The sequence below is a fragment of the Cytobacillus pseudoceanisediminis genome, from assembly GCF_023516215.1.
GTDB classification, from domain to species: Bacteria; Bacillota; Bacilli; order Bacillales; family Cytobacillaceae; genus Cytobacillus; species Cytobacillus pseudoceanisediminis.
The window spans coordinates 1,221,249-1,247,913 of record NZ_CP097349.1 but is presented as its reverse complement, the minus strand read 5'-3'; the positions used below and the strand labels follow the sequence as shown (position 1 = coordinate 1,247,913).

Sequence of the window (26,665 nt, the reverse complement as noted above, 5' to 3'; positions counted from 1 at the left end):
GGCCGGATTCTTTGGAACCCGGCCATTTTTAAAATGCTTATTGTAAATTCACAAGAAAGGAGCAGCTGCCATGGAACAGATGATTACATTGATCAGCGAACTCGGCTTCCCGATCGTTGTCACGTTTTTTTGCTGAACCGGATCGAAGCGAAACTTGATGTTGTGGTTTCTTCCATTCAGGGATTGCCGGATCGATTGAAGGAATAGGAAAAAGAGATAAGCTGCCACAAAAACAGTATGGCAGCTTCTGCTTATTAATTTCACTTTACTCCTGCTTCCAAGCCTTTTCTTAATGGATCATAAGGTGTTAGATCTATTTCCATCTCCCTTTTCAAAGCAAGATCTGCAGCCAAGGTGCCCACATAAGGTCCCATTGTAAGCCCTGATGCCCCTAATCCTGTTGCGATAACCAGCCCCTCTGCAGCTGGAACCGTACCCAGCAGCGGCAAAATATCAGGTCCAGCCGGACGGAAGCCAATTCTTACCTCTTTTAGTGTGCTTTCAGCTAATCCTGGTGCCACTGTTAATGCTTCATCCAGAACTTCTTTCACACCTGCCGCTGTAAGTCGATAGTCGAACCCGGATCCCGTTTCCCTGGTAGCTCCAACCACCACTTTGGAATGATCGAAAGCCACTAAGTAGTGTGAGCTTTGCGGAAGGACAACCGGCCAGCTGGAGGTGTCCATACTGCCTATTTCCAGATGGGCAATTTGCCCACGCTGAGGCTCGACTTTAAGATCAATGCCTAACGGGTTAAGTAAGTCTTTAGCCCATGCACCGGCAGTAACGATAACTGCATCGGCAGCAATGACTTCCCCGTTCACTATTACTCCTGTAACCTTATTATTTTGAAATACAAGATCACCTTCACCTTCAATTATTGCTGCACCATGTTTTTTTGCACCATTTAGCATGGCGTCTCTTAACAGCCTCCCATCGAGCCTGGCTGCTCCTGTAACATGGATAGCCTGCAGATCCTCACGGAGCGGCGGATAAAGTTCCCGGGCTTCCTCTGCTGTTAATCTCGTAATCTCTCCAACCTCAGGGGTTTCAGCTTTTTTGCCGAACACTTTGCTCGATCGCATCCAGTTCATCAGAACTGCTGCTGACTGCCAGAGCTCCTACCATTCCATATCCAAAATCCTCTTCGCCATCTTGTTTAAGGTTCGCTATTAAAGATGGATAATAAAGAGCGCCTCGTTTTGCAATGGTGTACCAGTCTTTGTGATCTGCTCGGGAAATCCACGGGCAAATGATTCCTGCGCCTGCTGCAGTTGCCTGTCCCTGATGTGCCTTATCAATAATAACTACCTCTGCACCTTCCCTTGTGAGGTGATAGGCTGCACTTGCACCTGTAATTCCTGAGCCTATGACTGCTATTTTCATGGTTGAACTCCCCCTTTTAATCCGCAAAACTTTTCCCATTCAAATAATAATCCGCCTCTAAAAAGGCTGAAAATGCAACTTCTACCTCCGGCACTCCAAGCGACCGAACATATTTCGAAATAATCCCGGCAAATTGGTTTTGAATTGCTTTGCCCCTGTCAAACCACTTAACTTCTATAAATGGATATGCTGGAACTTCATTTTTATCAAACACAAAAGTTGAATTCAAAACTTCCAATGTAAAGTTATCTTCTCCACACTCACAAAGCCGAGCCAGGTCTTTCACCAGCTGGGTACTGATTTCCTTCGTCTGATCCACTGAAATTCCTCTTATATACAAATGCGGCATCCTATTTCCTCCAATCTTGTTTACATAATGTTTTTCCTGACAACCTTATTAAAAAAGTTATAATATTATAACTTAATACTATTTTCTTTAACCAAATCTGCTTAAAGAATACCTTTCGATCGGAATCGAAGTTTCCCCTTCTGTGATTAACTCTGTTATAAGAGTACCAATTAAAGGAGATAGTGTTACTCCGCTATGGGTGGCGGCTACATAAAGGCTTTCATGGCCTGGTACTTTACCAAGAATCGGAAAGCCGTCTTCAGGCATTGCCCGAATTCCGGAAAAGGCGCGGACAATTTTAGCTTTTCTTAATCCGGGTACATATCGGACTGCCATATTGGCTGTTTCCTGAATCACATCAAGCGTTGTTGCCCGATTAAAGCCTGCTTCTTCCATTGAATAGCCCATCAGAACTTCCCCATTGTTTGCCTGCCTTAATCCGCTGATTGTAAAATTTAAGAAAGGCTTCAATGGTTCAGACACCAGGATCTGCCCCCTTAATTGATTAACAGGAATCTTAACTCCAATCATGTCACCGATTTCTCTCGACCAGGTTCCGCCAGCCAGAATAAGGTTTTTACATTTAAACGCACCCTTATCTGAGACTACTAAATATGTTCCATCCTGCTTTTTAATCTCAGTTACCTTATTATAAGCAGAATAGCGGACGCCATTTCTTTTAGCTGCTCTCATATACATATCAATAAGGCGGAATGGATTGACATTGCCATCAATAGAGCTGTAGGTAGCCCCGGCTACTTCCGGATTCATATAGGGTTCTTTTTCGAGAACTTCTTCCCTGGATAAGACTTTGATTTTGATGCCGATTTTTCGATAAGATTCCGCGAGCTTCTGTGCTTTTTCACGATCACTTTCATTGAAAAAAGGCGAAAGTCCGCCTGTCCGTTTGTATTCTACGTCTCCAATCTTTTTAGACAGATAAGGATAGAGTTCCGCACTGTACATACTAAATTCCGCATACCAGGAAGGAGTTTTATTATGTACCCATACCCAGGCCTGGGTGGATCCGGAGGTGCCTGACATGGGGTATTTTTTATCAAGCACAAGCACGCCTTCTTTGTATCGCTCAGAAAGGTGGTAAGCAATTCCGCTGCCCACTACACCCCCTCCAATAACAATCGTTTCATAATTTGTTTCCAATTACCTCACCTTCCCTTCTTCAATTTCCACCTCATCCAGAACAGACTTGACGGCACTAAAGGATGTACTGTTCGTTCCCAGTGTTTCAAGCTTAATAGGGGAAAGCGGCATTCTCATCCTCGGCAGGGGAATCTCTGAAGGTGACAGCCCAGTCTGCTGGTGAATAATTTCTGCCACCATGCTGGTGCAGATTTTAGCCTGGCAAGGACCCATTCCGCAGCGGGTAATCCTCTTAACATCATCAAAGGTCCTTCCTCCATTGCTGATAACCTCTTCCACTTCCTCACAGCTGATTTCTTCACATCTGCAGATGATCGTCGTTTTATCCAACTAATTCACCTTCTTCTCTCTTTTCCTATCTAGGAGATAAATTGATCTTTCAGTACCGGGCTTGTAAAGTTCTCGAGATGTTTAACTCTTCCGCTGTACACTTCTTTGTACTCCAATAATCCGAGTTCTTTCCAAAGTGCCTCTCTCATCTCATTTGCCTCTGCCGGGCTGATTGTTTGCAGTTCTTCACTTACACTGATGCCGGCAATCATTCCTGTTAAAAGCAACGCACCCTGAGTGCTAATGCCAGCCGCATTCCCAGCTATGAATACATCCTCCCTGTCGGTTTGGAATGTATTACTATATTGCGGGACCCAGCCGCCCAGCTCCTCTTGAAAGCCAAAGGAACACCCCAGCTGGTAAAAAACATCCAGTATGGGCATCCTGCCTCCATCCATGCAAATGAGGTCCACATTCAGGGTAATGACTTCGTCTGGCATCTCAATATCAATCTGTTCCACCTGCCCATTTCCTCTTGCTTCTTTTATAAAACTATTAAAATAAAAAGGAATTCCATTCCGTAACAGTTCACTTACTTTTTCCTGCTCTTTTGCTGAAGCTTCACTTTGTTTTTCTATGATCGCTTTCACCCGAGTGCCGACAGCCATTAGCTGCATTGCCGTTTCCATGGCAAAATCACTTGAGCCCACAATAACAGCTTCTCTCCCAGGCAACACAAAATCACGATTGATCAATGTCTGTGCAGCACCGATTGTCATAATCCCCGGCATTGTCCATTTTGGAAATGCCACAGCCTTTTCAGCCGCTCCGGAAGCCACAATAATCTTTTTTGCTTTTATAGGGAATACATTTTCTTCATCGGTAATTCCGGCACTTCCATCTGCGTAAAATCCAACCACACGGTGTTTCAGGAGCGGCCTCACATTAAAATCCTTAATCTGCTCGATTAGTTTATTTGCCAATTCAAAGCCACGCATGGGTTCATATACAGAAGGAAGCGGACGCATCTCTTGAGTCTGCTGGTTTAGCTGCCCGCCGAGTTTGGAAGTTTCGTCAACTATTGTTACATCCAGTCCCCTTGATGCCGTCTCAATTGCTGCTGATAGACCTGCAGGACCGCCTCCAATGATCAGTACATCAGTCTTCATCAAACTCCCTCCTTACCTCGGGGTCATCCATATTCGGGTATATTCGCATGCCTTCTTCAACTTCTGTCATGCAGCTCCGTACATGATCCTCACCATCAATCGTCATATAGCAGCTGCAGCATCTCCCGCGCGAGCAGAATAATCCTCTGGATTGGACCAGCTTTCTGCTGACACCCAATTTTTAATTCCATTTGCCATTAAGGCGGCAGCGACCGATTGCTGCGTATAGGCCTGATATGGCTGATCATTGAAATAAATGGTTACAGGCTTGAGAAGCTGCCTGCTTAGAACGGGATGTTTCTCAATGTGCATAAAGACCTCTCCTATCTAATTTTTCGAGGAAAACACTTTCCCTACACCAAGCACTCTTTCAATTACAAGCATTAATACAACAGTGAATAGAATCATAATGCTTGATACGGATGTAATAATCGGATCATATTGATATTGCATGTATGTGTAGATCCGCACTGGCAGTGTCACAACGTCGGTGCTGACAATGAATAAAGCAACTGTTAAATCATCAAATGAAGTAATAAAGGCAAAAATGGCGCCTGCTATCACGCCTGATTTAATGATTGGCAGTGTGATTTGAAAGAAGACTTTCATCGGTCCTGCACCAAGGTTCAGGGCCGCTTGTTCGATAGAACGGTCAAAGCCTACAAGGCTTGCAACAACCAGGCGCATCACAAATGGAACCGTTAAGATGATGTGACCCAAAATCAATGCAAGCGGGCTCGCAGCTAAGCCAATCCATGAGTAAAACTGCAAGAGAGCCACACCAAACACAACAGATGGAATCAAGAGAGGCGAACCCACTAATTGAACAATCGCTGTCTTCCCTTTAAATTGGCGCCGGACGACCGCAAGTGAAGCCAAAGTGCCAATGGCGGTGGAAATAATTGCGGTTCCGAACGCCACAATAATGCTCAGTGTAAAGGACTGCATAAATTCCGGATGTTCAATTAATTCTGTGTACCATCTGAGGGTCAGGCCTTCTGGAGGGAATACAATGTATTCGGTAGTTGTTAAGGAAGAAAGCAATACAACCAAGATTGGCGCCAGAAGGAAAATATACACCAGTAAACAAGCAAAGTTAAAGAAATACTTGGGCAGCTTCCTGCTCATTGTATGGCCACTCCTTTCTCAGACCTGGCAAGGATTTTGCTGTATGCGATGATGGTAATGGTGGCAATCAGGATTAGCAGGAAGCCAATTGCGCCTCCATACGGCCAGTTCAGCATGACAGCTACCTGTTCATACGTTAAATAGGACATAACCTTCACCTGCGGGCCGCCAAGAATAGCCGGTGTAACAAATGAGCTGACACTTAAGCTGAACACCATAACAGAACCGGCGAAAACGCCTGGCAAGGTTAACGGCAGCAAAATGGAAAAGAAAGTTCTGAAGGAGCTGGCCCCAAGATTCTGCGAGGCTCTGATGACAGAAGGGTCTATTTTTTCAAGAGATCCCATGATGCTCAGCACCATGTACGGGAAAAGAACATGCACCATCCCGATGACCACACTCAGTTCGGTATATAAGAGGGTTAAAGGCTGATCAATCCAGCCCAGCTTTAATAGAGTATTATTAACAACACCATTGTTGGATAAAAGAATCACCCAGCCGTAGCAGCGTATAACCATGCTGATCAGAAGCGGGGAAAGCACAAGAAGGGTTAAATAATTCCTGGTTCTTCCTTTTGCTCTGGAAATCTGAAAAGCTACGGGATAAGAAATGATGATGGTAATCAAAGTCGTTAAAAGAGCAATTTTCACAGTGCGCCAGACCACTCCAAGGTAAAAAGGATCTGACATGAACTTGATGTAGTTCTGAAGTGTCCACTCATTTCCCACTCCGGTGCTTGCATCAAAATTTTTAAAGCTTGTAATAAATAAGAAAAACAATGGCAGCAAAAAGAAGAAAATGAAGATCCCCAGCGTCGGAAGTAAAAGCAGCCACGTATCAAGCCGTTTTTTATTCAAATTCTTTTTCTTTTGCTGAAGCAATAAGTCATGTTCCGTTCCGATTCCGGCTTGCATGTGAGTCACCTCGCCATTCTGGAAGGCAGCAGGTCTTCAGGGTTCCAATACGTGTAGACACTGTTTCCTTCTTTAATTTCGGTGGGATTTAAAACGGTATTGGAAATATCTGCAATCAGATGCCGGTCATGTACCTTCAGAATGTACCGTGTCTTGGCTCCGAGGAACATTTTCCTTTCCACCTTGGTTTGAAAAGCCTCATTTCTATCATTTGATTGTGCTAAGGCGATTTGGATTTTTTCCGGCCGTATGAAAAAGTGAACTTCGGAATTCTTTACAGATGGAACTGAAACGATCTGTTCATTCCCAAAAAAGTGCATTTTGCATTTCTTATTTTCATAGGTTTCCAGGACTTTCCCCTGAATGTGGTTGACTTCCCCTATGAACTGAGACACGAAATCAGTCTTTGGATGGTTATATATAGATGCCGGATCATCTACCTGTTCAATCCGGCCCTCATACATGACCGCGATTCGGTCCGATATGGCCAATGCTTCCTCCTGGTCATGTGTGACAAATATCGTTGTAATCCCCACCTGCTTTTGGATATCCACTATTTCTTCACGCATTTCCTGGCGCAGCTTTGCATCAAGATTGCTGAGTGGTTCATCAAGGAGTAGCACCTTCGGTTTAATGACCAGGGCCCTTGCCAATGAAACACGCTGCTGCTGTCCCCCGGATAATTCCTTTGGATAGCGTTTTTCATAGCCAGCCAGACGTACCATTTCCAATGCTTCCAGAACCCTTTTGTTTATTTCATTTTTTGGCACTTTACGCAGCTTAAGTCCATAGGCGACATTATCAAAAACCGTCATGTGCGGAAACAAAGCATAATTTTGGAACACCATGCCCATTTCTCTTTTATTGGGAGGAAGCAGGTGAACGGGTTTGCCGTCCACCTCAATCTTCCCGCCATCCACCTCCAGAAATCCGGCGATCATATTCAGTGTTGTCGTTTTTCCGCAGCCCGAAGGTCCCAAAAAGGAGACCAGTTCCCCTTTTTGGATGCCAAGGCTGAGCTTTTTAACCACTTCTGTTTTATTAAATGTCTTGACCACGTTTTCCAGGCTTAAGTAACTCATTCGTTTCCCCTCTCTTTTAATGGGCTACTTCGATTTCTTTATTGGCCCGTTCTGTCCACTCTGCTCGTTTTGCATTTACAGCTTCCCAGTCGACTTTGATCAATTTGGCAATCTCCTCTTCCCCATAAGCCACTTTATCGACAATGTCACCTTCAAGCTTTACATTCTTATTAACAGGGCCGTCAAACAAGGAGTTCGCAAATAGAAGCTGAGCTTCTTCATCCAGAACAAAATTGACAAATTCCTGTGCAAGATCCCCGTTTGGAGCATCCTTCACCACACTGACGGTTGCCATCAACGCTGGAGCCCCTTCTTCCGGAATGACATACTCAATCGGGAATCCGCTATCCTGAAGGGTAAATACCCGGCTGCTTCCCCATGCACTTGCGACTGTCTGCCCTTGAAGGAAGTAATTTGAAACGTCAGCTGTTTTATCAAAAGTGATCGCGTTTTTGGCAATTTCCTTCATCTTTTCAAAGCCTGGTTCAATGTTTTCTTCATCTCCGCCATTGGCAATCGCCGTCATGAGCAGGAAATGAACCCCATACGTATTGGCAATGGAAGGGAGTACGAGTTTTCCTTTAAACTTCGGGTCGGCCAAATCATTCCAGGAAGTCGGCGGTTCCCAGCCATTCTGTTCGAAGACATCCTTGTTATAAGCCAAGCCGGTTGAGATGATTCCGAATCCAACGCCGACATTATCCTTGTCTTTTGCAATATCATAGACATTTGCCAGATTCGTAACAACACTCTCATCCAATGGCGCCAGCAATCCAAACGCCTTTGCCTGAGCTTGAGGACCATCATCAAGGAAAGCTACATCAATCTGAGGATTATCCTTTTGAGCCTGAAGCTTAGATAAGGTATCAACAGAGCTTCCCGTAATATATTTCACCTTTACGCCATGCTCTTTCTCAAACTTTGGGATCAAGTCCTCCTTCATTTTTTGCTCATAGCTTCCTCCATAAGCCGCTAATACAAGTGTCTTTTCATCACTTTTTCCTGATCCTTCATCTGCAGAGCTTCCAGTTTGGCCGCTGCATCCTGCAGCCGTGACAAGCAATAAACAAAGCAATACAATTAAATAAGCTTTCTTTTTCAACTCATTTCCCCCTCGTTTATTTTTGCTTTTGTGAACTTAAGGAGCTGTTCTAAGATGAAGACTTGATAAAAGCGATACCCCCTTTTAAATTTGGATCAATCTATTTAAAGAGATTGATTTATATATAAAATATAAAGATATAATATTATAACTTTATATCTTTTATATTTATAAAATGTCCTTTTGTATTTCAGCATTTTTTTACAATTGAACCTCTGTATAATAAACCTCTTTATCACTGCGGATATAGAATTTGGAGAACTCAATGATGTCTTCTTGCTTTGTGTATGTAGTACGCTCCCACTCAAATACTGGGGTCCCCGGTTCCACATGAAGCAGCTTAGCCTGATGATCAGGAAGAATATATGGCCGGATAAATACCCTGGCTCGTTTTAGTGCTATATGGAATCTATTTTTTAAGATGTTAAAAATTAAGTCGTTATTGATCATTTCAGGTGTAAGCCCCTGACATTTATCCGCCGGAAGATAGGTATATTCCAATGCAAGAGGATCATTGTTTTCCACTTTTAATCTCTCAATTTTGATCACCTCATCCTCAGGATCAATCCTTAACTTCTGGGCAATTTCAGAACCCGCTGTTTCATATTTAAAGCTGAGCATTTCATGTGGATGTTCCTGTTCCGCACCGGAAAGCGAAATGATGGAATTAAGGTCCTGCTCTTTTGCAGATCCGGATACAAAGGTTCCCTTGCCTCGCTGTCTGAAGAGATAACCTTTATTCACAAGCTCAATCACAGCTCTTTTAACAGTAATGGTGCTGACATCGAATCGATCGGACAGCTCCTGCTCAGTCGGCAGCTGGCTCCCCACCTCCCATTGGCCTGAAATGATCTTCTCTTCCAGAATCTGCTCTACTTGTCTATAAAGAGGTATATGTAGACTCTTATCTATCTGCATTTATGTATCTCCCTTGAAAGAATATAATGTTATAACTTTATATTATTTTATAATTTATCTGTTTTTTAGATAGTTGTCAATATTTTTTGAAAATTAAATATTTAGAACGAGTATTTAATTTAAACAGCATTGTTCAGTTCAATCTTACTGGAATCTGATTAATCCAGTTTTAAAAATTTCCTTGTTTCGACGCTCTTCCTTATGATTAACGCCCCTTCTGATGGCTGGCTCCGGGGTTTCGGCTTTATTCCCTGTGATTAACTCCCAGTTTGTTGGCTTGCTATGGGAATTCGTCGTTATTCCCTTTGGTTAACTCCCAGTTTGTTGGCTGCCTCTGGGATTTCGCCTTTATTCCGTTTGATTAACTCCCAGTTTGTGGCTGGCTTCGAGTTTTCGTCGTTATTCCCTATGATTAACTCCCAGTTTGTTGGCTGGCTCCGGGATTTCGGCTTTATTCCCTTTGATTAACTCCCATTTTGATGGTTGGTTCTGGGATTTCGTCGTTATTCCCTTTGGTTAACTCCCATTTCGTCGGCTGGTTCTGGGATTTCGGCTTTATTATAGAAGATCACTTCACCTTTGCCACCTGATGAAGACTGAATTTATGGACTTTATGAATTTTGGGCTTCATAAGCTCTCTATGGCGACCATTTCCTCGGCACCTCATCCATTTTGGGCTTCATGAGCACTACATGACGACCATTTTCTTATCACTCCACCTATTTTGGGCTTCATGAGCACTACATGGCTACCATTTCCTCGGCACCTCATCCGTTTTGGGCTTCATAAGCTCGCCATGGTGACCTTTTCCTCCACTCTCCAATCATTTCGGGCTTCATGAGCACTACATGGCTACCATTTCCTCATCACTCCATCCATTTTGGGCTTCATAAGCCCTCCATGAAACCTATTTTCCTGACTGTCCACCAACTTTGCCCGTCATGCACAACCAAAACTGGCTACCTTTACCCCAGTAAAATCTTAGTAAAATTTCATTGCCGCACCCCACCCCACCGAAGAACTCCAAAAAATAAGGCTGCCGAATCATTTCAGCAGCCTCTAATCCAATTTATTATTTCAATGCTTCATACTGTTTCAGTACTTCTATAGCAAGCTCGCTTGAATCTTCAAGTCCGCATACTTCTTTCAGCACGTTTGGCACTCCGTTTTCTTGAATCATCTCCTGTAGCTTTACTGCTTCCTCGTCTTCCCTGTTATCAAACATTAGTGCCGCAGCAATGGCTTTAGCCAGGTTTGTGTAAGATAAGCCTGCTTTTTGTGCCTGCAGGGCCGGACGAACCAGTCTGTCTTCAGGGCCAAGCTTCCTAATCGGCGAGCGTCCTACTCGTGTAACACCGTCATTCAGGTGGGCATTTTGGAACCGGCCGATAATTTTATCAATATACTTCTGATGGTCCTCCGGATTCAGATTATATCGATTAATCAAATAGGCACCTGTTTCTCGGAGTGTTGCCTGAACCTGCTTATAAATTTCTTCATCTGCAAGTGTCTGGTCGATGGTTTCTTTTCCGCCCAGGTATCCGAAATAAGCAATAACGGCATGTCCTGTGTTAACCGTGAACAGCTTTCTTTCGATAAATGGAGCAAGCTCCGGAACAATTTTCATTCCTTCGATATGCGGAATATCTTCAGTCACCTCCACCACCCATTCATGGTACGGTTCAACAAGAACATCCAGTGATCCCTGATTGTTCTGGATTGGGACAATTCGGTCTACGGCGGAGTTTAAGAAAGATACAAACGCCAGATTTACATCTCTGTCAAGATGCTCCATAATGTAGCCTTTTAATAGGTCAGTCGCAGAGATCTGGTTTTCACATGCAATGACATAAAGCTTTTCGTTAATTCCTGCAGCTGCTCTTGCAGCCAGGCCTTTTGCAATTAATGGGGCAATCCGCGGAAGGATATTAGGGCCAATCGCTGTTGTTAAGAAGTCAGCCTGCTTAATGGCCTCTATCACTTCTTTCTCCTGTTTCAGATTATTCAATCCTGAAACATTTTCAATTGTCATGGATTCCTGTTCATCTGCAGCCAGCAGCACTTGATAATGCTTTTCTTCGTTCAGCTGATTAATGATTTCGTCGGCAATATCAACAAAAGTTACATGGTAGCCTGACTGTGAAAATAGGGCTCCGATAAAACCTCTTCCTATGTTCCCTGCTCCAAAATGCACTGCTTGTTTCATCAAATCATTCCTTTACTGATTTATTTTAAAATGGGACTGCAGGTATTCTGTAAAAATCGATTCCAGCTTCTTGTAAATCATGTCTTCATTGGCTGAAGAAAAAATTAGAATCGCTTCCTCTGTCTCAATGATATTTGTGCTGATTAAGCTTAATATCTCCTGCTCTCTTCTGCTTAGCTCGAACGGTGCCAGCATGAGCAGAAGGTTTTTTAGAATAACATCTCTCCCGTCCATCCCCTTTACCATGCATGGCTCAGGGAGGTGGGCAATCTGAAAAATAAGTTTATGGACATTTTTACTGCGGGCATGAAAGAGTGCCATATTGGTTTCAGGTATGCCAAGCCCGCCTTTTTGTTCCCGCTCCCTTAATGATTGCAGGACATCCTCAGCATTCGTCAGCAAATTATCTCCTTCGGCATTCCCAAGCATTTTCTTAAGAATCTGCTCCTGGCTTTCTCCTCCATCCATCCGGTAAAAACGAAAGTTATGAACAAGAGACTCGATGCTCTCCTGGATATCTCTTACTTCCTCAAGCATTGCGGATAATGAAAGGTTTCTCTGTTCAGCCTGTTTAAACCCTTCCTCCGGCTGATATTCTTTTCCTTTTGTCAGGCTTTCAATATTGTTTTGCAAGTAGTTTTTTATGGTAAGAATATTTTCATCGCTTAAGAGCGGATTCACCAATATGTACTCAGCATTTATAAAAGGAAGTCTGACTGTAGAAAGGATTAAATCATATTCTTTCAGATCAGCACCCTCTGAAATTTCTTTCATCGACTTGATTTCGATCACATCAATTTCAGCTGCTTCTTTTTCAGCCTGCTCTTTAGCATCTTGGATGTTCCGATGCCTGTCGGACAAATGACAAGCGCCTTAATGGAAAGATTCTCTTCCTGCATGACCAGGGCTGAGCCAAAATGAAGGACGATGAACGCGATCTCGTCATCGGAAAATTGATCAATATCAGTAAATTCCTCTTCAAGACTTTTTTTACAGCCATGAACAGAACCGGATATTTACGCATAATTTCTTCTTTAAGCGGGTTATAGGATTCCATATTCTGTTTCATGCGGAATATGGATGGCTCCATGTGGGCCAGCAGTCCCTGAAATAAGGAAAAATCCCTGGTCAAATCCACATGCAGCTGTTCCGAAACAGATTTAATCACGTTCTTGATCATTTGGGCGAGCAGAATGCTGTCATATGGAAAAGCCTCGGCTCCGCTTAATTTGGTCCCTTTAAGTATTCGTGCGAGGTATAGGATATCCTCTTCTGAAAAACTGCAGTCAAATTTTTGTTCCAGCTTGCTTGTTATCTGCTGCATCAAACCGTATTCAACAATAACTTCCTTTTCAGGAAGGGTATCATTCTGATCCACAAAAAGCTGTTTTAGGGTCCTCTGCAGAGAAATGCTTACATGCAGCACAACCTCCAGGTATCCGCTATCAGCAAACCGGGCAGGTGCACCAGAAAAAACAGTCTGAACAATGCTGTTCACTTGGAAAAAATTATCCGGTTCAAAGTAATGAAGAATCCTTTCTTCACCAAGCTTTCCTTTTTCCAGCAAAAATAGTTTCTCAATTAATTCTTCATGAAAATATTGAAGGAAAAAATGCGCAAGTGCTCTTCGTTTGTTGGCTTCTGATCCGTGAAGCTCTACACCGACTCCCCGTTTTCTCGTCAGCTGCACCTGGAATACAGATAGCCATTCAGCAAGTTCATCCAGATAGGCTGATAGGGTTGCCGTGCTGATGCCAAGGTAGCTTGCCAGAACCTGAGTCTTGTATAAGTCTTCTTCAAGAATGGCTATAAGAAGGCGCAGCTTCTTTTCCTGAGGAGGCTGGTCGATCGGTTCACTGCTGGTCAAATGCTGGATCAGCCGGAAAATCTGCTCATTTTTCCCTTCAATCGCAAGGCCCTGGTTTAAATTGCGGGTTAACTTTAATTCGAACTCACTGACGATTTTCTCCACTGCCTTTAAATCCCTCTGAATCGTCCTCGCACTGACATTTAACGAAGAGGCAATCGACAATGCCGTGTGTTTACCCGATGTTTTTATAATCAATTCAATAATGGCTTTTTCCCTCGATGTAATATACATGAGATCAGCTCATTTCTAAAATTAGTGACAAAAACACTGAATAGAAAAGCGCAGAATGACGCTTTTCTATTCGGAAATAGCTTTAGTTTTATTTTTTGCCGATAATATCCATAATGGTCTGGACAGATTCAGCCGCTGCCAATTTTTCGATATTATCCATGTCAGAACATGTTACCGCGATTCCTGACAGGATTTCAAGATGTGTGCCGTCTTTGCCTGCAATTCCGAAGATCAGACGGACCTTTTCGCCATCGAAATCAACACCATTTGGCACCTGGATAACTGTAAAGCCGGATTTGATCACAGCTTTTTTGGCTTCTTCGGTTCCATGCGGGATCGCTACATCATTTCCCATGTATGTGGAAGTGATATTATCACGTTCAATCATCGCTTCAATATAGCTTTCTTCCACATAGCCTGCATCGACAAGCACTCTTCCTGCAAAGCGGATAGCTTCTTCCTTATCAGCAAACTCCTTGTTCAGGAAAATATTTTCCGGACGCAATAAATCGTCATCATGAGCCATTTCTTCATCCACGATGTCAGGAACATTTTCTTCAGCATCTTCAACGATTTCGTGCAGTTCCGAGTTAGCCGGGAACTGAAGCGCGCTGATCAGCTTATCATACTCCGGGCTTGACAGGAAGTTATCAACCGATACATGGAATGCATTCGGCACTTTCTGGCGTGCCCTTGGTGTCAGTTCTTCCTGTGTAATGACGATTTCAGCATCTGATGGGAGATTGGAAATCGCTGTATTCGTAACAGCAATGTCCATGCCCGCCTCCTTCACCTTTTTGCGGAGAAGTGATGCACCCATGGCACTTGAGCCCATTCCTGCATCACAGGCAAAATAGATTTTGGATACATTATCGGGCATTGCAGCCTGACCGCCTTCAAACACGTTGGATACAGAGCTTTTCTTGCCTTTCATTTCCTGCATCTTTTTCGCAGCTTCTTCAATATCTTCTTCACCCTGCTTGCCTGTTTTCATAATAAATGCAGACACGATGAATGAAACAGCAGCAGCCACAAGAACACCTGCGAAGTTTGCAATATACGCACTTGCATGATGAGGCGTCACAGCCGTGATGGCGATAATGCTGCCCGGTGAAGAAGGAGCGAATAATCCGCCGCCTAAAAGAACCAGTGTGAACACACCGCTCATTCCGCCCAGGATGACAGCAATAATGAGCATAGGACGCATTAAGATGTACGGGAAATAAATTTCATGAATCCCGCCGAAGAAGTGAATGATTCCGGCACCAGGAGCAGATTTCTTTGCATTGCCTTTTCCAAAGAACATATAAGCAAGCAGGACACCAATACCAGGTCCAGGGTTTGCTTCAAGCAGGAACAGGATGGATTGTCCTGTTTCTTTTACCTGTTCAACGCCGATTGGCGAAAGAACACCATGGTTGATGGCATTGTTCAAGAATAATACTTTTGCCGGTTCAATTAAGATGCTTGTCAGCGGCAGAAGTCCTGTGCCAATCAGCCAGTCAACTCCAGCTACAAGCCAGCCGGTAAATACATCAACAGCAGGACCCACTCCCAGGAATGCAAGGATGGCAACAATTGCACCAAGAATTCCTGCAGAGAAGTTGTTCACGAGCATTTCGAAGCCTGCACGCACCCTGCCTTCGATCATCTGGTCGAACTTCTTAATCACATAGCCGCCAAGAGGACCAATAACCATGGCGCCTAGGAACATAGGAATTTCCGCGCCTGCGATGACCCCCATAGTCGCGATGGCACCAACAACGGCACCGCGCTGATCATGTACAAGCTTCCCTCCGGTATAACCAATTAGAAGCGGAAGCAAGTACTTAACCATTGGATCGACCATTTTGGCAAGGCTTTCATTTGGGAAGAAGCCAGTAGGTATAAATAAAGCTGTAATAAGACCCCATGCTATAAAAGCAGAGATATTCGGCATAACCATAGAGCTCAGAAAATTACCGAACTTCTGTACAGCTACTTTAAGATTAGATTGAGCCATGTACACTCATCCTTTCACAATATAGTACTTTATTATTAATGGTAAAGTACAAATGGGCTATACTCAACAAAGGAGAAACCTAACTTTGTCGCGCCATGGGTGACAAAACTGCGGTTTCTCATTTAGCAGCTGACTGTTCCTGATTCCAGTCCCTTCGCTTACTGGTCCACATCTATAGTCGTACTGGCCATAACGGGTTTGCCGCTGATACTTCGACTAGTGCCAAAAAAGTCCAGGATTATTTATCTTTTTTAGAGTAAAATTTGCTAAAAAAGAAGAGGTATTCAGCGTCTTCCCAGAAGAAATTTTTCATTCATTAAACTTATAGCTGTTGAAATTTAAAATCTGAACATTCACCTGAATGTCAGTAAGAGAGTTTTCATCCAAATAAAAATTACCATGTTTTTTTAATTCCGCAAATTTCTCTGGACGCATACGAAACCATTTCTCACCGGCATTAAGATAGTCAATTTTTCTTTCTACCCCATCCAAATAAAGGGATCGCAGTTTTGTTTTTATTTTCTCTTCCACCAAGCTTCTCAATCGATCAGGAGAAATGTCCTCTACTCTTTCCAGTAAATCAGCACGTATGGATAAAACAATGGAGAATTTCGGGGAAGGGGCATTTTCCTCATACTTAAATTTCAGCTCCGGACTTTCCAGCTTTACGGCTGCAGCCAATTTACCATCTTCTTCGACTCTTTCATCTAAAGCTATATAATTTTCCATTATCCAGTTAAGAAATAAAGAATCCTCAAATGCAAGTTCCTTTATATATTTCTTGTTTTGAAAAACGGTATAACCATCAAAATATAATACCGGGTAATCCTTTTCTGCTTTCCAGCCTGATTTATTAATTTTAACGGAGGGCAGTTTCGCTGCATTCATCGGTTCATAATATTCCCGCAGAAACTTCATTAAAGGTACGGGCCGAATTTCATTTTGGGCAACCTCGTAAAAATCCTTTTTAAATAAAACAGTATATATAGCTGGATAATTAAACAGAGCATTAATATTAAAAACCTCTTCAATGGATTCGTCTGTTGTCACGATATGAAGTGTAGGACGAATAGAACGATTCCTCCCAACCTCCTCCACCACCTCCTTAAATTTGTGCTGAACGATCCGTTTGGAGATGACTAGAGTCTTTACATGGCCAAAGAATAAGGGAGGTTCGGATAATTTGTACAGCTTCCTTACAGCTAAATTTAACGTTTCCCCTTTCGCCGAAGCCACAAATATAGGGACTGGCTCAGCTGTCTTTCCGCCTTCCTGCTTAGCGACATTTAAAAAATTCAGCCCTTGGAGATAGACTGTATATTCATCTTTTTCTTCATCATAATCCATCCCGATTGATACAATATAGGTTAAATCCTGTATATTTTTGATGCCGGCACAACCTGAAAGCAAAATACAGGATGCGGCAATCATCAGTATTACGTTCCTTGCCATTATTTATCCCCCTCGTTGGATCTTCAGGGCTAGTTGCCGAGGCACGGGATTTATAAAATTGCACAGGCAGCATCAGAAATGCCTTTACACTTTCCCTCCAGCTTATTGGGGCTATGGATGAAAGATAAGGAACGCCAAACGAAGATAGTGTCGATAAATATAAAACAGTGAGAATATAGCATACGATAACACCGAACAAGCCTAAAAAAGTACTCACGATGATAACGATAAATCTAACAATGGTAATGGCGGAACTAAGGGACTGATTCACTAGGGTAAAAGACGAAATATACGTAATGGCCGAAACCACGAGCATGGTTGGAGAGGTTAATCCGGCCCTTATGGCGGCATCACCGACAATTAAACCGCCCAATACTGCCACTGTCTGTCCAATGGCTCTAGGCAGCCTGATTCCAGCTTCATTAAAAAGCTCAAACAAAAGAAGTATGATAAACATTTCAATCGGCGCACTCAAAGGCAGGCCAAATCGGGACACGGAGATAGTGGCAACCATCAGGTAAGGAATCTGTTCAATATTAAAGGCGGAAAATGCAATCCATACCCCTGGAAGGAAACCGGATACCGTTATCCCAATCATCCTGATGATTCTTTCCAGACTTACAAACGCATAATTGATGTAATGGTCTTCAGGTGATTTAGTCTGCAACAATAAACTGACCGGGGCAAAGGTAACGGTGGGGTTTCCTTCCACCAGAATGGCAAACCGGCCCTGATTCAGTGCCTGAACGATAAAATCCGGACGGCCTGTATAATCAAGACTGGGGAATATCGAAAAAGGGCGGTCCCTTATTAAGGAGTCGAGTTCATGGATACTGGTCAAGATATCGAGCTCAACCTTCCCCATTCGTTTGTGGATTTCCTGCAGAACACGCTGATCAATAATATCTTCTATATACATGAGTGCCACTTTCGTTTTGCTCCGTTTTCCAATGGTATATTTTTCAACACATAAAGTGCTGGTATTGAGCCTTCTGCGTATTAAAGATATGTTTGTTTGCAGATCTTCAACAAACCCATCCTTTGGGCCTCTAATGGAAGTCTCAAGTGCAGACTCTTCAGGCTGCCGTTTTGGAAGGTTTGCTGCTTTTATACTCAACAAGTGCTGATCAGCCAGGAACAGGAAATTCCCCTCAAAAAGCAATAAAGACAAGTCATCAATTGATTTTTCCGTTACCAGGTCAGCTTGGAATAAAGTCCTGAGCTTATCTTTTGCAGTTCCGTCCTTTTCAGCAGCAAGCTTTGGCAAGATATATTGATCCAAATATTTGGTATCGGCCAAAGTATCGAAATAGAAAATTTCCAACTCATCTTTTTCAGCAGCATGGACATTGCTTACAAAATCCCCGCTTTTGGAAAACTGCTGTTTTAACTTCTCTGCTTTTATGCAGCCATTCTCTTTATGTTGAGGATTGGACTTTGGAATTCTTGTTCTTGCCATGGTTTTCATCCCTTTTCTTCAAAACTAATATAATCAAAGCTGACAAAAGGATATACAACAGAAAAAACACCATGCTGACCGGCAGATAATACTTATAGATAACCTGATAAAAGGTATAAGTTTCAATCTTTATACTCATTAGCCCAAACAAGATGAGGTATAAAGAAAAGACCAACTTCGGATTTAATCGATAATGTTTCTTTTTAGCTGGAAAAAATGCGCCTGCTAAATACATAAATAATCCGATTCTGATTAATGCCCCGCTTAGCCACTGATATAAAGCGAGAAAGTCCAGATGAGAGATATACTCTCCAATGCTTAATACCCTCCATTGTTCATGGGCAGGGTAAAGAAATTTAGTCGCTTCTTCAGGTCCAAATTCCATGATCGAGGCTGTGAGCGGCCCTAAAATTAATCCTGCCAGAAGCGTCAAAAGAATAACAAGATGCTTAAACTTAAAGGCTTGTTGTGAATACGGCTGCAGTAATATGATGATATAAACCTCAAACAATCCCGAAAGAGTATAGAGAATACCATACATGAGCGGCTCTGCTCCGTCTGCAAGCAACGGGAACAATAGGCCGGGGTCCTTCAATCTAGTATTTGTAACGGAAATGAATACGCCGTAAAGCATAACAAGCGGAAGCAGTATGCCGCTTGATATAGCCATATATTTCACACCGGAAAGTGTCATAATCATGCATACCAGTATTAAAATTATATTAATCATAAGGACAGAAGCATCTGCCAGAAAATACGCATTCAGCCAAATCATTAAATCCCTGAATGTTATATAGGAGCCCGTAATTAAAAAAAGAATCACAGGAACCGATAAGAGCACGGAAAATGTCCGTCCGAGACGCTTTCTCACCATGAAAAAGAAGCCTTCATCAGATGAGTTTTTTAGTATGTAGTAAATAAGCCATATGAAAAACAGTGAAATCGGATAGGCTGCAATAACACTCAGCCAGCTATCTCTTCCGGCAGCTGTCAATAAATTAGGAATCAATATTACATGGTTTAGCAAGCCTGTTGACAGGATGATTAATAAATATAGTTGTTTGGGTATTAGAACCTTTACTAAATTCTTCATAAAATTCTCCAGCTTTATATTTATTAAATATACTTACCAGACAAGAGTAATTTATGTAATGAGATTCTAATCCAAATTAAAGAGGGATGAAACGAAAGCGAATGTGCCCTGACCGCTTTTGTTTTATCCCTTTTCTTTTAATTTCCTTGCTGATGCTCTTCCTCAGCAGCCATGGCATCTGCTTTCGTCTGATGCACCGTCCCAAACGGATGCTGCGGCGGGGAATAGATAGAGTATAGCTTAAGAGGTTTGCTGCCTGTATTGATGACGTTATGGTATTTTCCTGCAGGGATGATGATGGCAAAATCGTCTGCTACTTTACGCTGGAAATCTAATTGATCCTTGCTATCTCCCATCTGGACGATTCCCTCCCCTCTTCAATTCTTAAGAATTGATCAAGTTCAGGATGAATTTCCAGTCCGATATCCTCTCCTGCATTTATGCTCATCAATGTCAGCTGCAAATGCTGTCCTGTCCAAATCGCCGTCCGGAAAGTGTTATTTTGTTTTGTCGCTTCCTCAATATCAACGACAAATGACTGAGGGCCATAATCGGTAATCCGGTCATTTAGTGTAACAAGGCGTGCTGCATTTTCCTGTTCCCCTGTCATAGCCCAAATGAACACATTTTGAACCTGAGGAAGCTGAGAAAGTGCGGAACCGCGCTGATTCTCCTGGAAGCCCTCCATTTCCAATTGATAAGCCCTCTGCAGGCCATCCCGATAATGATCAATGGTTACTTCGCCAATTTGATACTCCGGCTGTGTTCCTGTTAAATTGTAATAAAGATTGCAAAAATGGGTTAAATGGACTTTCTTTCCTTCAATAGCCTGAATAATATTTTGTTTATGCTCTTCATTAGGGGCTTGTTCTGCAAGCTGCGTGTATAGCTCAAGTACCGAAGCTTCCCTTTTGACCCCTTCAAGGACCGTTTCACAAAGCTGCTGAAAATGATCCTGATTGCTTCTTAACATGTTGTCAGTATGGAATACAGGTGCATTTACTAAAGGGTAATATGGATAGGAATACGCATTAGGATGATACAATACATGTCATTCCCTTCACAGATTTATCAACACATCATATGCCCATAAGAAAAGAAGGTACGTTGATTTTTCAAGTTGGGCGGCTAATTAAAAAGAACCAGCCTTTTCCTTATTGAACTGTGCCCCGATTTACGGACAGTTTAAAAAGCGCCTATGCGGCTAGTAAATGGCCCCGGTTTTGCTCCGGGGTCATTTTATTTAAGCCCCATTGATAACGATGCTGGTTATATTCCTCAATCACTCGATCCACTTCTTTTCTAACATCTCCTAAATTATCTAATGATTTATACTCTGCTAAATCCTTAAAGTGCCCAAAGAAACTTTCCATTGGTGCGTTATCCCAACAGTTTCCCTTTCGGGACATCGATTGTATTAAGCCAAGTTCTTTTACTTTGCTTTGGAATTGGGGATGGGTATAGTGGAAACCTTGGTCAGAGTGCAGTATGGCTTCTGGATGAAAATGATCGCCAACAGCTTGTTTTAACTTTTTAAGCGTCTTATATACAATATCCATTTCTAACGAAGTGGATAGATGATAAGCGACAATTTCTTTGGTAGCTCCATCTTTTACGCAGGATAAGTATGCTTTTTGTCCCTTTCCGAAATAGAGATAAGTAATGTCAGTAAGCAGGACTTTTCCTGGTTCTTCTTGATTAAATTCTCGGTTAAGGAGGTTGGGACAAGATCGATGCTCATGGGTTGCCTTAGCCATTTTACGATAAGGATTGGCTTTCCTTACTTTTGTTACAAGATTATATTTTGCCATCAGACGCCTAATCTTTTTGTGGTTCATTACCGATGAATAATCATTCTCCATAATCATTTTGATCTTGAGGACACCTACTTTTTCTTTTTTACTTATGAATATTTCTCGAATTAACTCTATATCCAATTGATCCTTCTCGTCACGTTGTGCCCGTAATTGTGCTGCCTTCAGCCAATCATAGTAGCCACTTCGACTTACGCCTGCCAGTTCACACAGGTAGGAAACAGATTTTTTCAACTGATATGTTCTGATGGTTTTCTCAATTAAAGAAAACTTCTCAGCTGCCGTTAGAATCGTTTCTTCATCAACGCCTGCCTTTCTAGTTCTTCCAGCTTTTTTAAGAAGTCATTCTCTGCCTCAAGGAATTTAATCCTTGCCTCAGCCTTCCTTAGTTTCTCCTCAATGGAAAGTTGTTTAGAAGAAGGACGTCCAGTGCTCCCTTTACCTCGACGTTCCGTAAGGAAACCTTCCTCCCCGAACCTTTCGAATGTTTCTCTCCAACGCTTAAGACAACGTTTTGGCTGTTCCTTGCCAATCATTTCGAGATCAAAGCCTTGTTCAATAAAGATTTGCGATGGTGTTTTCCCACTTTTGTACTCCGCCACTGCTTTTATCTTAAATTCAGAACTATAGGAGATTGACCTCTCAGAAGCCCTCAAAACATTAGGATTCTTTTCAAGCTCTTTCATTTGGAATTCATTATAGATATTCTTACTCATAAAAAATCCTCCGCCTTATTCATTAAAACTATTGAAACACAAAAAACCCCAGAAAGGGGCACTTTTTTATCAGTGTCCACTATCTAGGGTATAGTTCATATAAGGAGAGACTGGTTCTTTTTGATTTTATTGTTTTTTAGGAATTTCACAACCGTCATCATCACAGATCATACCGTCATGATCATTTAAAACAGTAATCTCATCCTCTGCAATAATCTTCTGCAGAGCCTGAACAAACATCTCAGTTGGCTGTGCTCCGTTAAGTGCATACTTTTTATTAATAAGGAAGAATGGAACCCCGGTGATGCGGTATTGCTGTGCCAGCTGCTCATCTGCACGGACTTCTTTTGCAAACTCATTGCCAGCAAGCATTTTTTCAGCTTCCTCTCGGTTCAGGCCAACTTCTTCGGCTAATTCTGCTAAAGCAGCATGATCCCCTATATGAATGGAATCTGTAAAATAAGCCCGGAGCAGCCTGTCAGTCATTTCTTTCATTAGTCCTTTCGCTTTCGCAAACATCGTCAGACGGTGAGCATCAAACGTGTTAGTGAGAACGACGGTATCAATGTTGAATTCAAGCCCGGCATTTCTCGCCATCTGCACCATGTTTTGCGTGTTGGCTTTCGCCTGTTCAATCGTCATCCCATATTTCTTGGATAACTTTTCGTACATATTATCCTTTATATCCCGTTCAGCAGTCGGGTCCAGTTCAAAGCAGCGATAAGTCACTTCAATTGGATGATTAATCTGTTTAATGGCATCCTCCAGATGCCTTTTGCCAATATAGCAAAACGGTCAAGCGAAGTCAGTCCACATTTCAATATGCATATTGTATTCCTCCAATACTGTATATTCCTCTTTAGTATAGTAGGTGCCATTTTATTTTACACGGAAAAAGCTTAAGGGGACGATTTGGGATTGACACCGGTATTAAGTTGTACATTGTCATTTTGCCCGTTATTGATTCTGAATAACTTCCAGAACGCCCTTTTCGTCGTTATTCATTACGATTAACTACCATTTCTTTTGGAGCACAGCTTTTTTCGTCGTTATTCATTACGATTAACTACCATTCCTTATGGGGCACAGCCTTTTTCGTCGTTATTCATTACGATTAACTACCATTTCTTTTGGAGCACTGCCCTTTTCGTCGTTATTCACCTTCCACTCATGAGATCGCCAGCCCATCCCCAGGCGTAATCAGCAGCGATTCTCATTTTGGATGATCCGTACGTCTGCGTAGAATTTCTTCATTAATTCCGTATGTCTCTTCGGGTCAGTTTAGGTTCTCAATAACTTCGCGTTTATCACCATAAGCGCAACTAGTTCTGCCAGCGTAATTGTTTTTGTCTCCATCGAAAAAAATTCAAATTGCTAGTTCTCGCTGTTCTCCACCCTTTTCAAATTCTTCATGCAAGTGGAATACAATAAATCAAAAAAGGCTAGAAAAGAATACGCTCCTCCCCCAACCTTCAGCGATTATCTATTTGCCAGTTCATCATGGTCTGCCGGATGCGGCGGCTCCTCGAACCAGCCGTTTTTTATCAGGATGTTTGCACCATCTTCAGCAAAATTAGCGATTTCACCAGACAAGCGAATGTAATTAATCGAAATATCTTTTCGTGCAGTTGCAGCTGCACTTGTGGCATAAATCCCTGCACTAAGAGCAATGAGGGATGTCGTCATAAACATCATTAGCTTATCTGAAAAGGGCGGGACAGTGGAATCCGTTACTTCCATATCCCAAGACATACTAACAGGCAAATAACTTTCTTCGAGCATCCCGGCAAATACTTTTGTATGTTTGGCAGCTATGTCCCTGCCCCTTACCATGAATTGGCCAACTTCCTTCGATTGGGCGACCTGGCTAAATCCCACCATAATCGTTTTTCCCATGGCATTCCTTTTCAAATTCATATAGATATTTGTAATTTCAATAACGTTCGGCGGCCTTTTATCTCCAAACATACCACCCATGAATTTTTTGCTTTCAACAAAGCTGGTTTCTTTCACTGGAATGACAAGAGGGGATCTCATATACAAGCCTCTGTTCAGCAACATTTTTTTAGCTTTGTTTCATATTCATTAATTTCCATCAAACAATTGTTAAAGTATTCCTGAATATCAGACCGGACGGATAGTGTTTTGGACAGCGCATAAAAATTAACAGCAAACATGGCAATATTGTAGAAGAAATGCAGGGAAAAATTTTCCGAAAACAGCTGTGGAGCATCTTCTCTTACATCCTCTTCAGCTTTAAATCCATGTGGCACGGATAACCCTTCGTTTTCAAAAAAACCGGTCAGTTTCTGTAAATGTGTTTCAGTCAATTGAATACTATCCTGAAGCATGGACTGTAGTTCCTGATCTTCAATCGCATTTAAAAAGTATGTGAAAATACAATTACACATGCTGCTGTTCAAATAAGCCGACCATAATTGCGCTATTTCAGCTGCAGTTAATTCCGTGTTTTGTTTATCACTCATTGGCTGCACGTCCCTCTTTTTATTTTATTATTTCCAAAGTGCTGAAATAAAAATGAATTTTTTATAAAATAGGGATCATCATGCTGGATCTTTTCATCATTCATAACGGATTAAATGATGGGGCATCCTATGAATGGGAGGTGTATCTTTTGATCGTTTATCACGGTTCCATAAGGAAATTTGACCACTTTCATAAAGAGCAGACTATGCAAAAAGCAATGAAAGAGATCGATACGCTTGGCATATGGCTTTCATCAGACTTTGAATCTGCGAAGTCCTTTGCCATTGGAACAGAAACGGTTATCGAAAAATCGGACACTGAGTTCTGGGAAGATGGTTTGCCGAAAGTGGTTGAATATGACAAACAGGTGCTGGGATTTGTTTATAAAGTGTATATAGATGAACCAATATTAAAGGACTTCGATTCCTTTGAACATTTTATGGATGAACGGGACCCCTTTTGTGACTATGCAAGCGCAAAAAAGACACCTTACCTGGAAAGATAAGGCGATCTTACTGAATAAAGATGAAGCCAATTCAGAATTTCGCAAAAGTCTTGCGAAGCAAGGCTACGATGGAATTGCCGTACCAAAAATGGCCATTGAAGCCGGTGATACGGATATGTATTGCATTTTTTCGGATGATCTTCTGCAGATTGCCGATGTCTTTTCAGTGGAATAATTTAGAATGTTTCTTTCAGCCAGGAAATCACCTGATCAAGTTCCTCCTTTGCCGTATATCTTCCAAGGCTGAATCTGACAGCACCCATTCCAACATATTCAGGAACCTTCATTTCCCTCAAAACAGGGGACAATTCCACTATGCCTGAATGGCAGGCTGACCCTGTAGAGGCAGCGAGCTGTGGAATGGCGGATAAAATGTCCTGTCCAACCCGATTGACAAAACTTACATTCAGGGTATTCGGCAGCCGTTTTTCTTCGTGGCCGTTAAGGACAACCTCATCACCAAATGCCTCCTGCAATTGAACCCAAAAATAATTCGTTAAGTCAGCGAGCTTCCGGTCCCAGGCCTGCTCCTGAGCCAGCTCACAGGCTTTTCCGAGCCCGGCTGCAAGCATCGTGTTCTCTGTTCCTGCTCGCAATCCAAACTCGTGTCCGGCTCCATGAATCAGCGGCTCAAGCTCTAAGCCTTTTCTGATATATAAGGCGCCAATTCCTTTAGGGGCATACAATTTATGGCCCGCTATAGTGAGCATATCCACATTCAGGTGATTGACATCAATAGGTACCTTGCCTGCGGATTGAGATGCATCGGTATGAAAAGCGATCCTGTGTCTTCTGGCAATTTCCCCTATTTCATCGATCGGCTGAAGGGTCCCCACTTCATTGTTTGAATGCATGACGGTGATCAGGATTGTATCTTCCCGAATGGCATCTTCAATTGCCTCAGGAGAAACCATCCCATATGCATCTACATCCACCATGGTGATTTCAGCACCCAGGCGCTCCAGAAATTTCAGGGGCTCTACAATGGCAGGATGCTCGATTTTTGACGTAATGATGTGTTTGCCTTTATATTGATGCTTGAAATAATAACCCTTTAATGCCAAATTATTCGCTTCACTTCCGCCGCTTGTAAAAATAACCTCTTCCGGCAAACATGACAACAAGCCAGCTACCTGTTTCCTGGCAATCACCAGCTTCTCTTTTACCGGATGCCCAGCCCAATGATGGGCGGAAGGATTCCCGTAATAGCCCGTCAGAAGCGGATTCATAACATCTAAAACCTCCGGTGCCAAAGGTGTGCTTGCATTGTAATCGAGATAGACTTTGTTCATTCCCTCTCCCCCTCTCCTTAAGAATATCAAAATCATAAAATAGAGGAAATAGAGCTGTT

The 26,665-nt window shown here is 42.5% G+C and carries 24 protein-coding genes and 3 pseudogenes; 2 read left to right on the top strand and 25 right to left on the bottom strand.

Annotation, left to right across the window (positions count from 1 at the left end; translation table 11 throughout):
• Nucleotides 1–48 precede the first annotated feature (48 nt).
• The 24 genes and pseudogenes from M5V91_RS30905 to M5V91_RS06525 form a co-directional block, all read right to left on the bottom strand.
• A complete protein-coding gene (locus M5V91_RS30905) occupies nt 49–264 on the bottom strand; it encodes a hypothetical protein (RefSeq protein WP_439649961.1) in 216 nt (71 codons plus the stop codon).
• Nucleotides 261–1,386 (bottom strand): annotated as a pseudogene (locus tag M5V91_RS06635) (NAD(P)/FAD-dependent oxidoreductase). Before M5V91_RS06635 ends, M5V91_RS30905 begins: the two are co-directional and overlap by 4 nt.
• Nucleotides 1,387–1,402: 16 nt before the next feature.
• Nucleotides 1,403–1,735: a DUF1904 family protein gene (locus M5V91_RS06630; RefSeq protein ID WP_217026683.1), complete on the bottom strand. Its 333-nt coding sequence runs from the start codon at nt 1,733–1,735 to the stop codon at nt 1,403–1,405.
• A gap of 87 nt (nt 1,736–1,822) precedes the next feature.
• The gene (locus tag M5V91_RS06625; RefSeq protein WP_192908696.1) at nt 1,823–2,896 is read right to left on the bottom strand and encodes an NAD(P)/FAD-dependent oxidoreductase; all 1,074 of its coding nucleotides are present in this window, start codon (nt 2,894–2,896) and stop codon (nt 1,823–1,825) included.
• Nucleotides 2,897–3,226 (bottom strand): (2Fe-2S)-binding protein, encoded by a 330-nt coding sequence (locus M5V91_RS06620; RefSeq protein WP_019383443.1) that lies wholly within the window; start codon nt 3,224–3,226, stop codon nt 2,897–2,899.
• 29 nt (nt 3,227–3,255) lie between these two features.
• Nucleotides 3,256–4,335 (bottom strand): NAD(P)/FAD-dependent oxidoreductase, encoded by a 1,080-nt coding sequence (locus tag M5V91_RS06615; protein ID WP_251174459.1) that lies wholly within the window; start codon nt 4,333–4,335, stop codon nt 3,256–3,258.
• Complete coding sequence (locus M5V91_RS06610; protein ID WP_284521927.1) at nt 4,325–4,441, bottom strand: 2Fe-2S iron-sulfur cluster-binding protein; 117 nt, start codon at nt 4,439–4,441, stop codon at nt 4,325–4,327. The genes M5V91_RS06615 and M5V91_RS06610 overlap by 11 nt, the downstream gene beginning before the upstream one ends.
• Nucleotides 4,438–4,647 carry a 2Fe-2S iron-sulfur cluster-binding protein gene (locus M5V91_RS06605; protein ID WP_284521926.1) on the bottom strand — a complete coding sequence of 70 codons (210 nt, stop codon included), beginning with the start codon at nt 4,645–4,647 and terminating at the stop codon, nt 4,438–4,440. Before M5V91_RS06605 ends, M5V91_RS06610 begins: the two co-directional genes overlap by 4 nt.
• Before the next feature lie 15 nt (nt 4,648–4,662).
• Nucleotides 4,663–5,463, bottom strand: coding sequence for an ABC transporter permease (locus M5V91_RS06600; protein WP_192908697.1), 801 nt, complete (start codon nt 5,461–5,463; stop codon nt 4,663–4,665).
• Nucleotides 5,460–6,377, bottom strand: a complete 918-nt coding sequence (locus M5V91_RS06595) for an ABC transporter permease (protein WP_009334213.1) — start codon at nt 6,375–6,377, stop codon at nt 5,460–5,462. Before M5V91_RS06595 ends, M5V91_RS06600 begins: the two co-directional genes overlap by 4 nt.
• A gap of 5 nt (nt 6,378–6,382) precedes the next feature.
• Nucleotides 6,383–7,459, bottom strand: a complete 1,077-nt coding sequence (locus M5V91_RS06590; RefSeq protein WP_019383438.1) for an ABC transporter ATP-binding protein — start codon at nt 7,457–7,459, stop codon at nt 6,383–6,385.
• 16 nt (nt 7,460–7,475) lie between these two features.
• Nucleotides 7,476–8,561 carry an ABC transporter substrate-binding protein gene (locus M5V91_RS06585; protein WP_009334211.1) on the bottom strand — a complete coding sequence of 362 codons (1,086 nt, stop codon included), beginning with the start codon at nt 8,559–8,561 and terminating at the stop codon, nt 7,476–7,478.
• Between the two features lie 201 nt (nt 8,562–8,762).
• Nucleotides 8,763–9,479: a GntR family transcriptional regulator gene (locus tag M5V91_RS06580; protein WP_009334210.1), complete on the bottom strand. Its 717-nt coding sequence runs from the start codon at nt 9,477–9,479 to the stop codon at nt 8,763–8,765.
• A gap of 1,072 nt (nt 9,480–10,551) precedes the next feature.
• Nucleotides 10,552–11,685: a mannitol-1-phosphate 5-dehydrogenase gene (locus tag M5V91_RS06575; RefSeq protein ID WP_251174458.1), complete on the bottom strand. Its 1,134-nt coding sequence runs from the start codon at nt 11,683–11,685 to the stop codon at nt 10,552–10,554.
• 12 nt (nt 11,686–11,697) lie between these two features.
• A pseudogene (locus tag M5V91_RS06570) lies at nt 11,698–13,786 on the bottom strand (BglG family transcription antiterminator).
• 88 nt (nt 13,787–13,874) lie between these two features.
• A complete protein-coding gene (locus M5V91_RS06565) occupies nt 13,875–15,788 on the bottom strand; it encodes a PTS mannitol transporter subunit IICBA (RefSeq protein WP_251174456.1) in 1,914 nt (637 codons plus the stop codon).
• A 309-nt stretch (nt 15,789–16,097) separates the two neighbouring features.
• Complete coding sequence (locus tag M5V91_RS06560) at nt 16,098–17,240, bottom strand: Ger(x)C family spore germination protein (RefSeq protein WP_019383434.1); 1,143 nt, start codon at nt 17,238–17,240, stop codon at nt 16,098–16,100.
• Nucleotides 17,125–18,699 carry a spore germination protein gene (locus tag M5V91_RS06555; RefSeq protein WP_284521925.1) on the bottom strand — a complete coding sequence of 525 codons (1,575 nt, stop codon included), beginning with the start codon at nt 18,697–18,699 and terminating at the stop codon, nt 17,125–17,127. Before M5V91_RS06555 ends, M5V91_RS06560 begins: the two co-directional genes overlap by 116 nt.
• On the bottom strand, nt 18,659–19,792 hold the full coding sequence (locus tag M5V91_RS06550) for an endospore germination permease (protein ID WP_009334204.1): 1,134 nt from the start codon (nt 19,790–19,792) through the stop codon (nt 18,659–18,661). The genes M5V91_RS06555 and M5V91_RS06550 overlap by 41 nt, the downstream gene beginning before the upstream one ends.
• A gap of 137 nt (nt 19,793–19,929) precedes the next feature.
• Nucleotides 19,930–20,351: pseudogene (locus M5V91_RS30340) on the bottom strand (cupin domain-containing protein); the annotation flags it as partial.
• Nucleotides 20,352–20,988: 637 nt separating this feature from the next.
• Nucleotides 20,989–22,322 (bottom strand): IS3 family transposase gene (locus M5V91_RS06540; protein ID WP_284521924.1). Its coding sequence is split into 2 segments (ribosomal slippage): nt 20,989–21,950 and nt 21,950–22,322, totalling 1,335 coding nucleotides; the frame shifts between segments, so codons are not numbered across the junction.
• Nucleotides 22,323–22,448: 126 nt separating this feature from the next.
• Nucleotides 22,449–23,057 (bottom strand): DsbA family oxidoreductase, encoded by a 609-nt coding sequence (locus M5V91_RS06535; RefSeq protein ID WP_236888068.1) that lies wholly within the window; start codon nt 23,055–23,057, stop codon nt 22,449–22,451.
• A gap of 744 nt (nt 23,058–23,801) precedes the next feature.
• Nucleotides 23,802–24,359 (bottom strand): DUF3231 family protein, encoded by a 558-nt coding sequence (locus tag M5V91_RS06530; protein WP_284521923.1) that lies wholly within the window; start codon nt 24,357–24,359, stop codon nt 23,802–23,804.
• 14 nt (nt 24,360–24,373) lie between these two features.
• Complete coding sequence (locus M5V91_RS06525; protein ID WP_284521922.1) at nt 24,374–24,808, bottom strand: DUF3231 family protein; 435 nt, start codon at nt 24,806–24,808, stop codon at nt 24,374–24,376.
• Nucleotides 24,809–24,888: 80 nt separating this feature from the next.
• Here M5V91_RS06525 and M5V91_RS06520 point away from each other — a divergent pair, with 80 nt between their 5' ends.
• Nucleotides 24,889–25,314 (top strand): hypothetical protein, encoded by a 426-nt coding sequence (locus tag M5V91_RS06520; RefSeq protein WP_284521921.1) that lies wholly within the window; start codon nt 24,889–24,891, stop codon nt 25,312–25,314.
• Nucleotides 25,271–25,489, top strand: coding sequence for a hypothetical protein (locus M5V91_RS06515; RefSeq protein WP_284521920.1), 219 nt, complete (start codon nt 25,271–25,273; stop codon nt 25,487–25,489). Before M5V91_RS06520 ends, M5V91_RS06515 begins: the two co-directional genes overlap by 44 nt.
• A gap of 1 nt (nt 25,490) precedes the next feature.
• Here the strand turns inward: M5V91_RS06515 and M5V91_RS06510 are convergent, their stop codons facing one another.
• On the bottom strand, nt 25,491–26,606 hold the full coding sequence (locus tag M5V91_RS06510; RefSeq protein ID WP_284521919.1) for a cysteine desulfurase family protein: 1,116 nt from the start codon (nt 26,604–26,606) through the stop codon (nt 25,491–25,493).
• Nucleotides 26,607–26,665 lie beyond the last annotated feature (59 nt).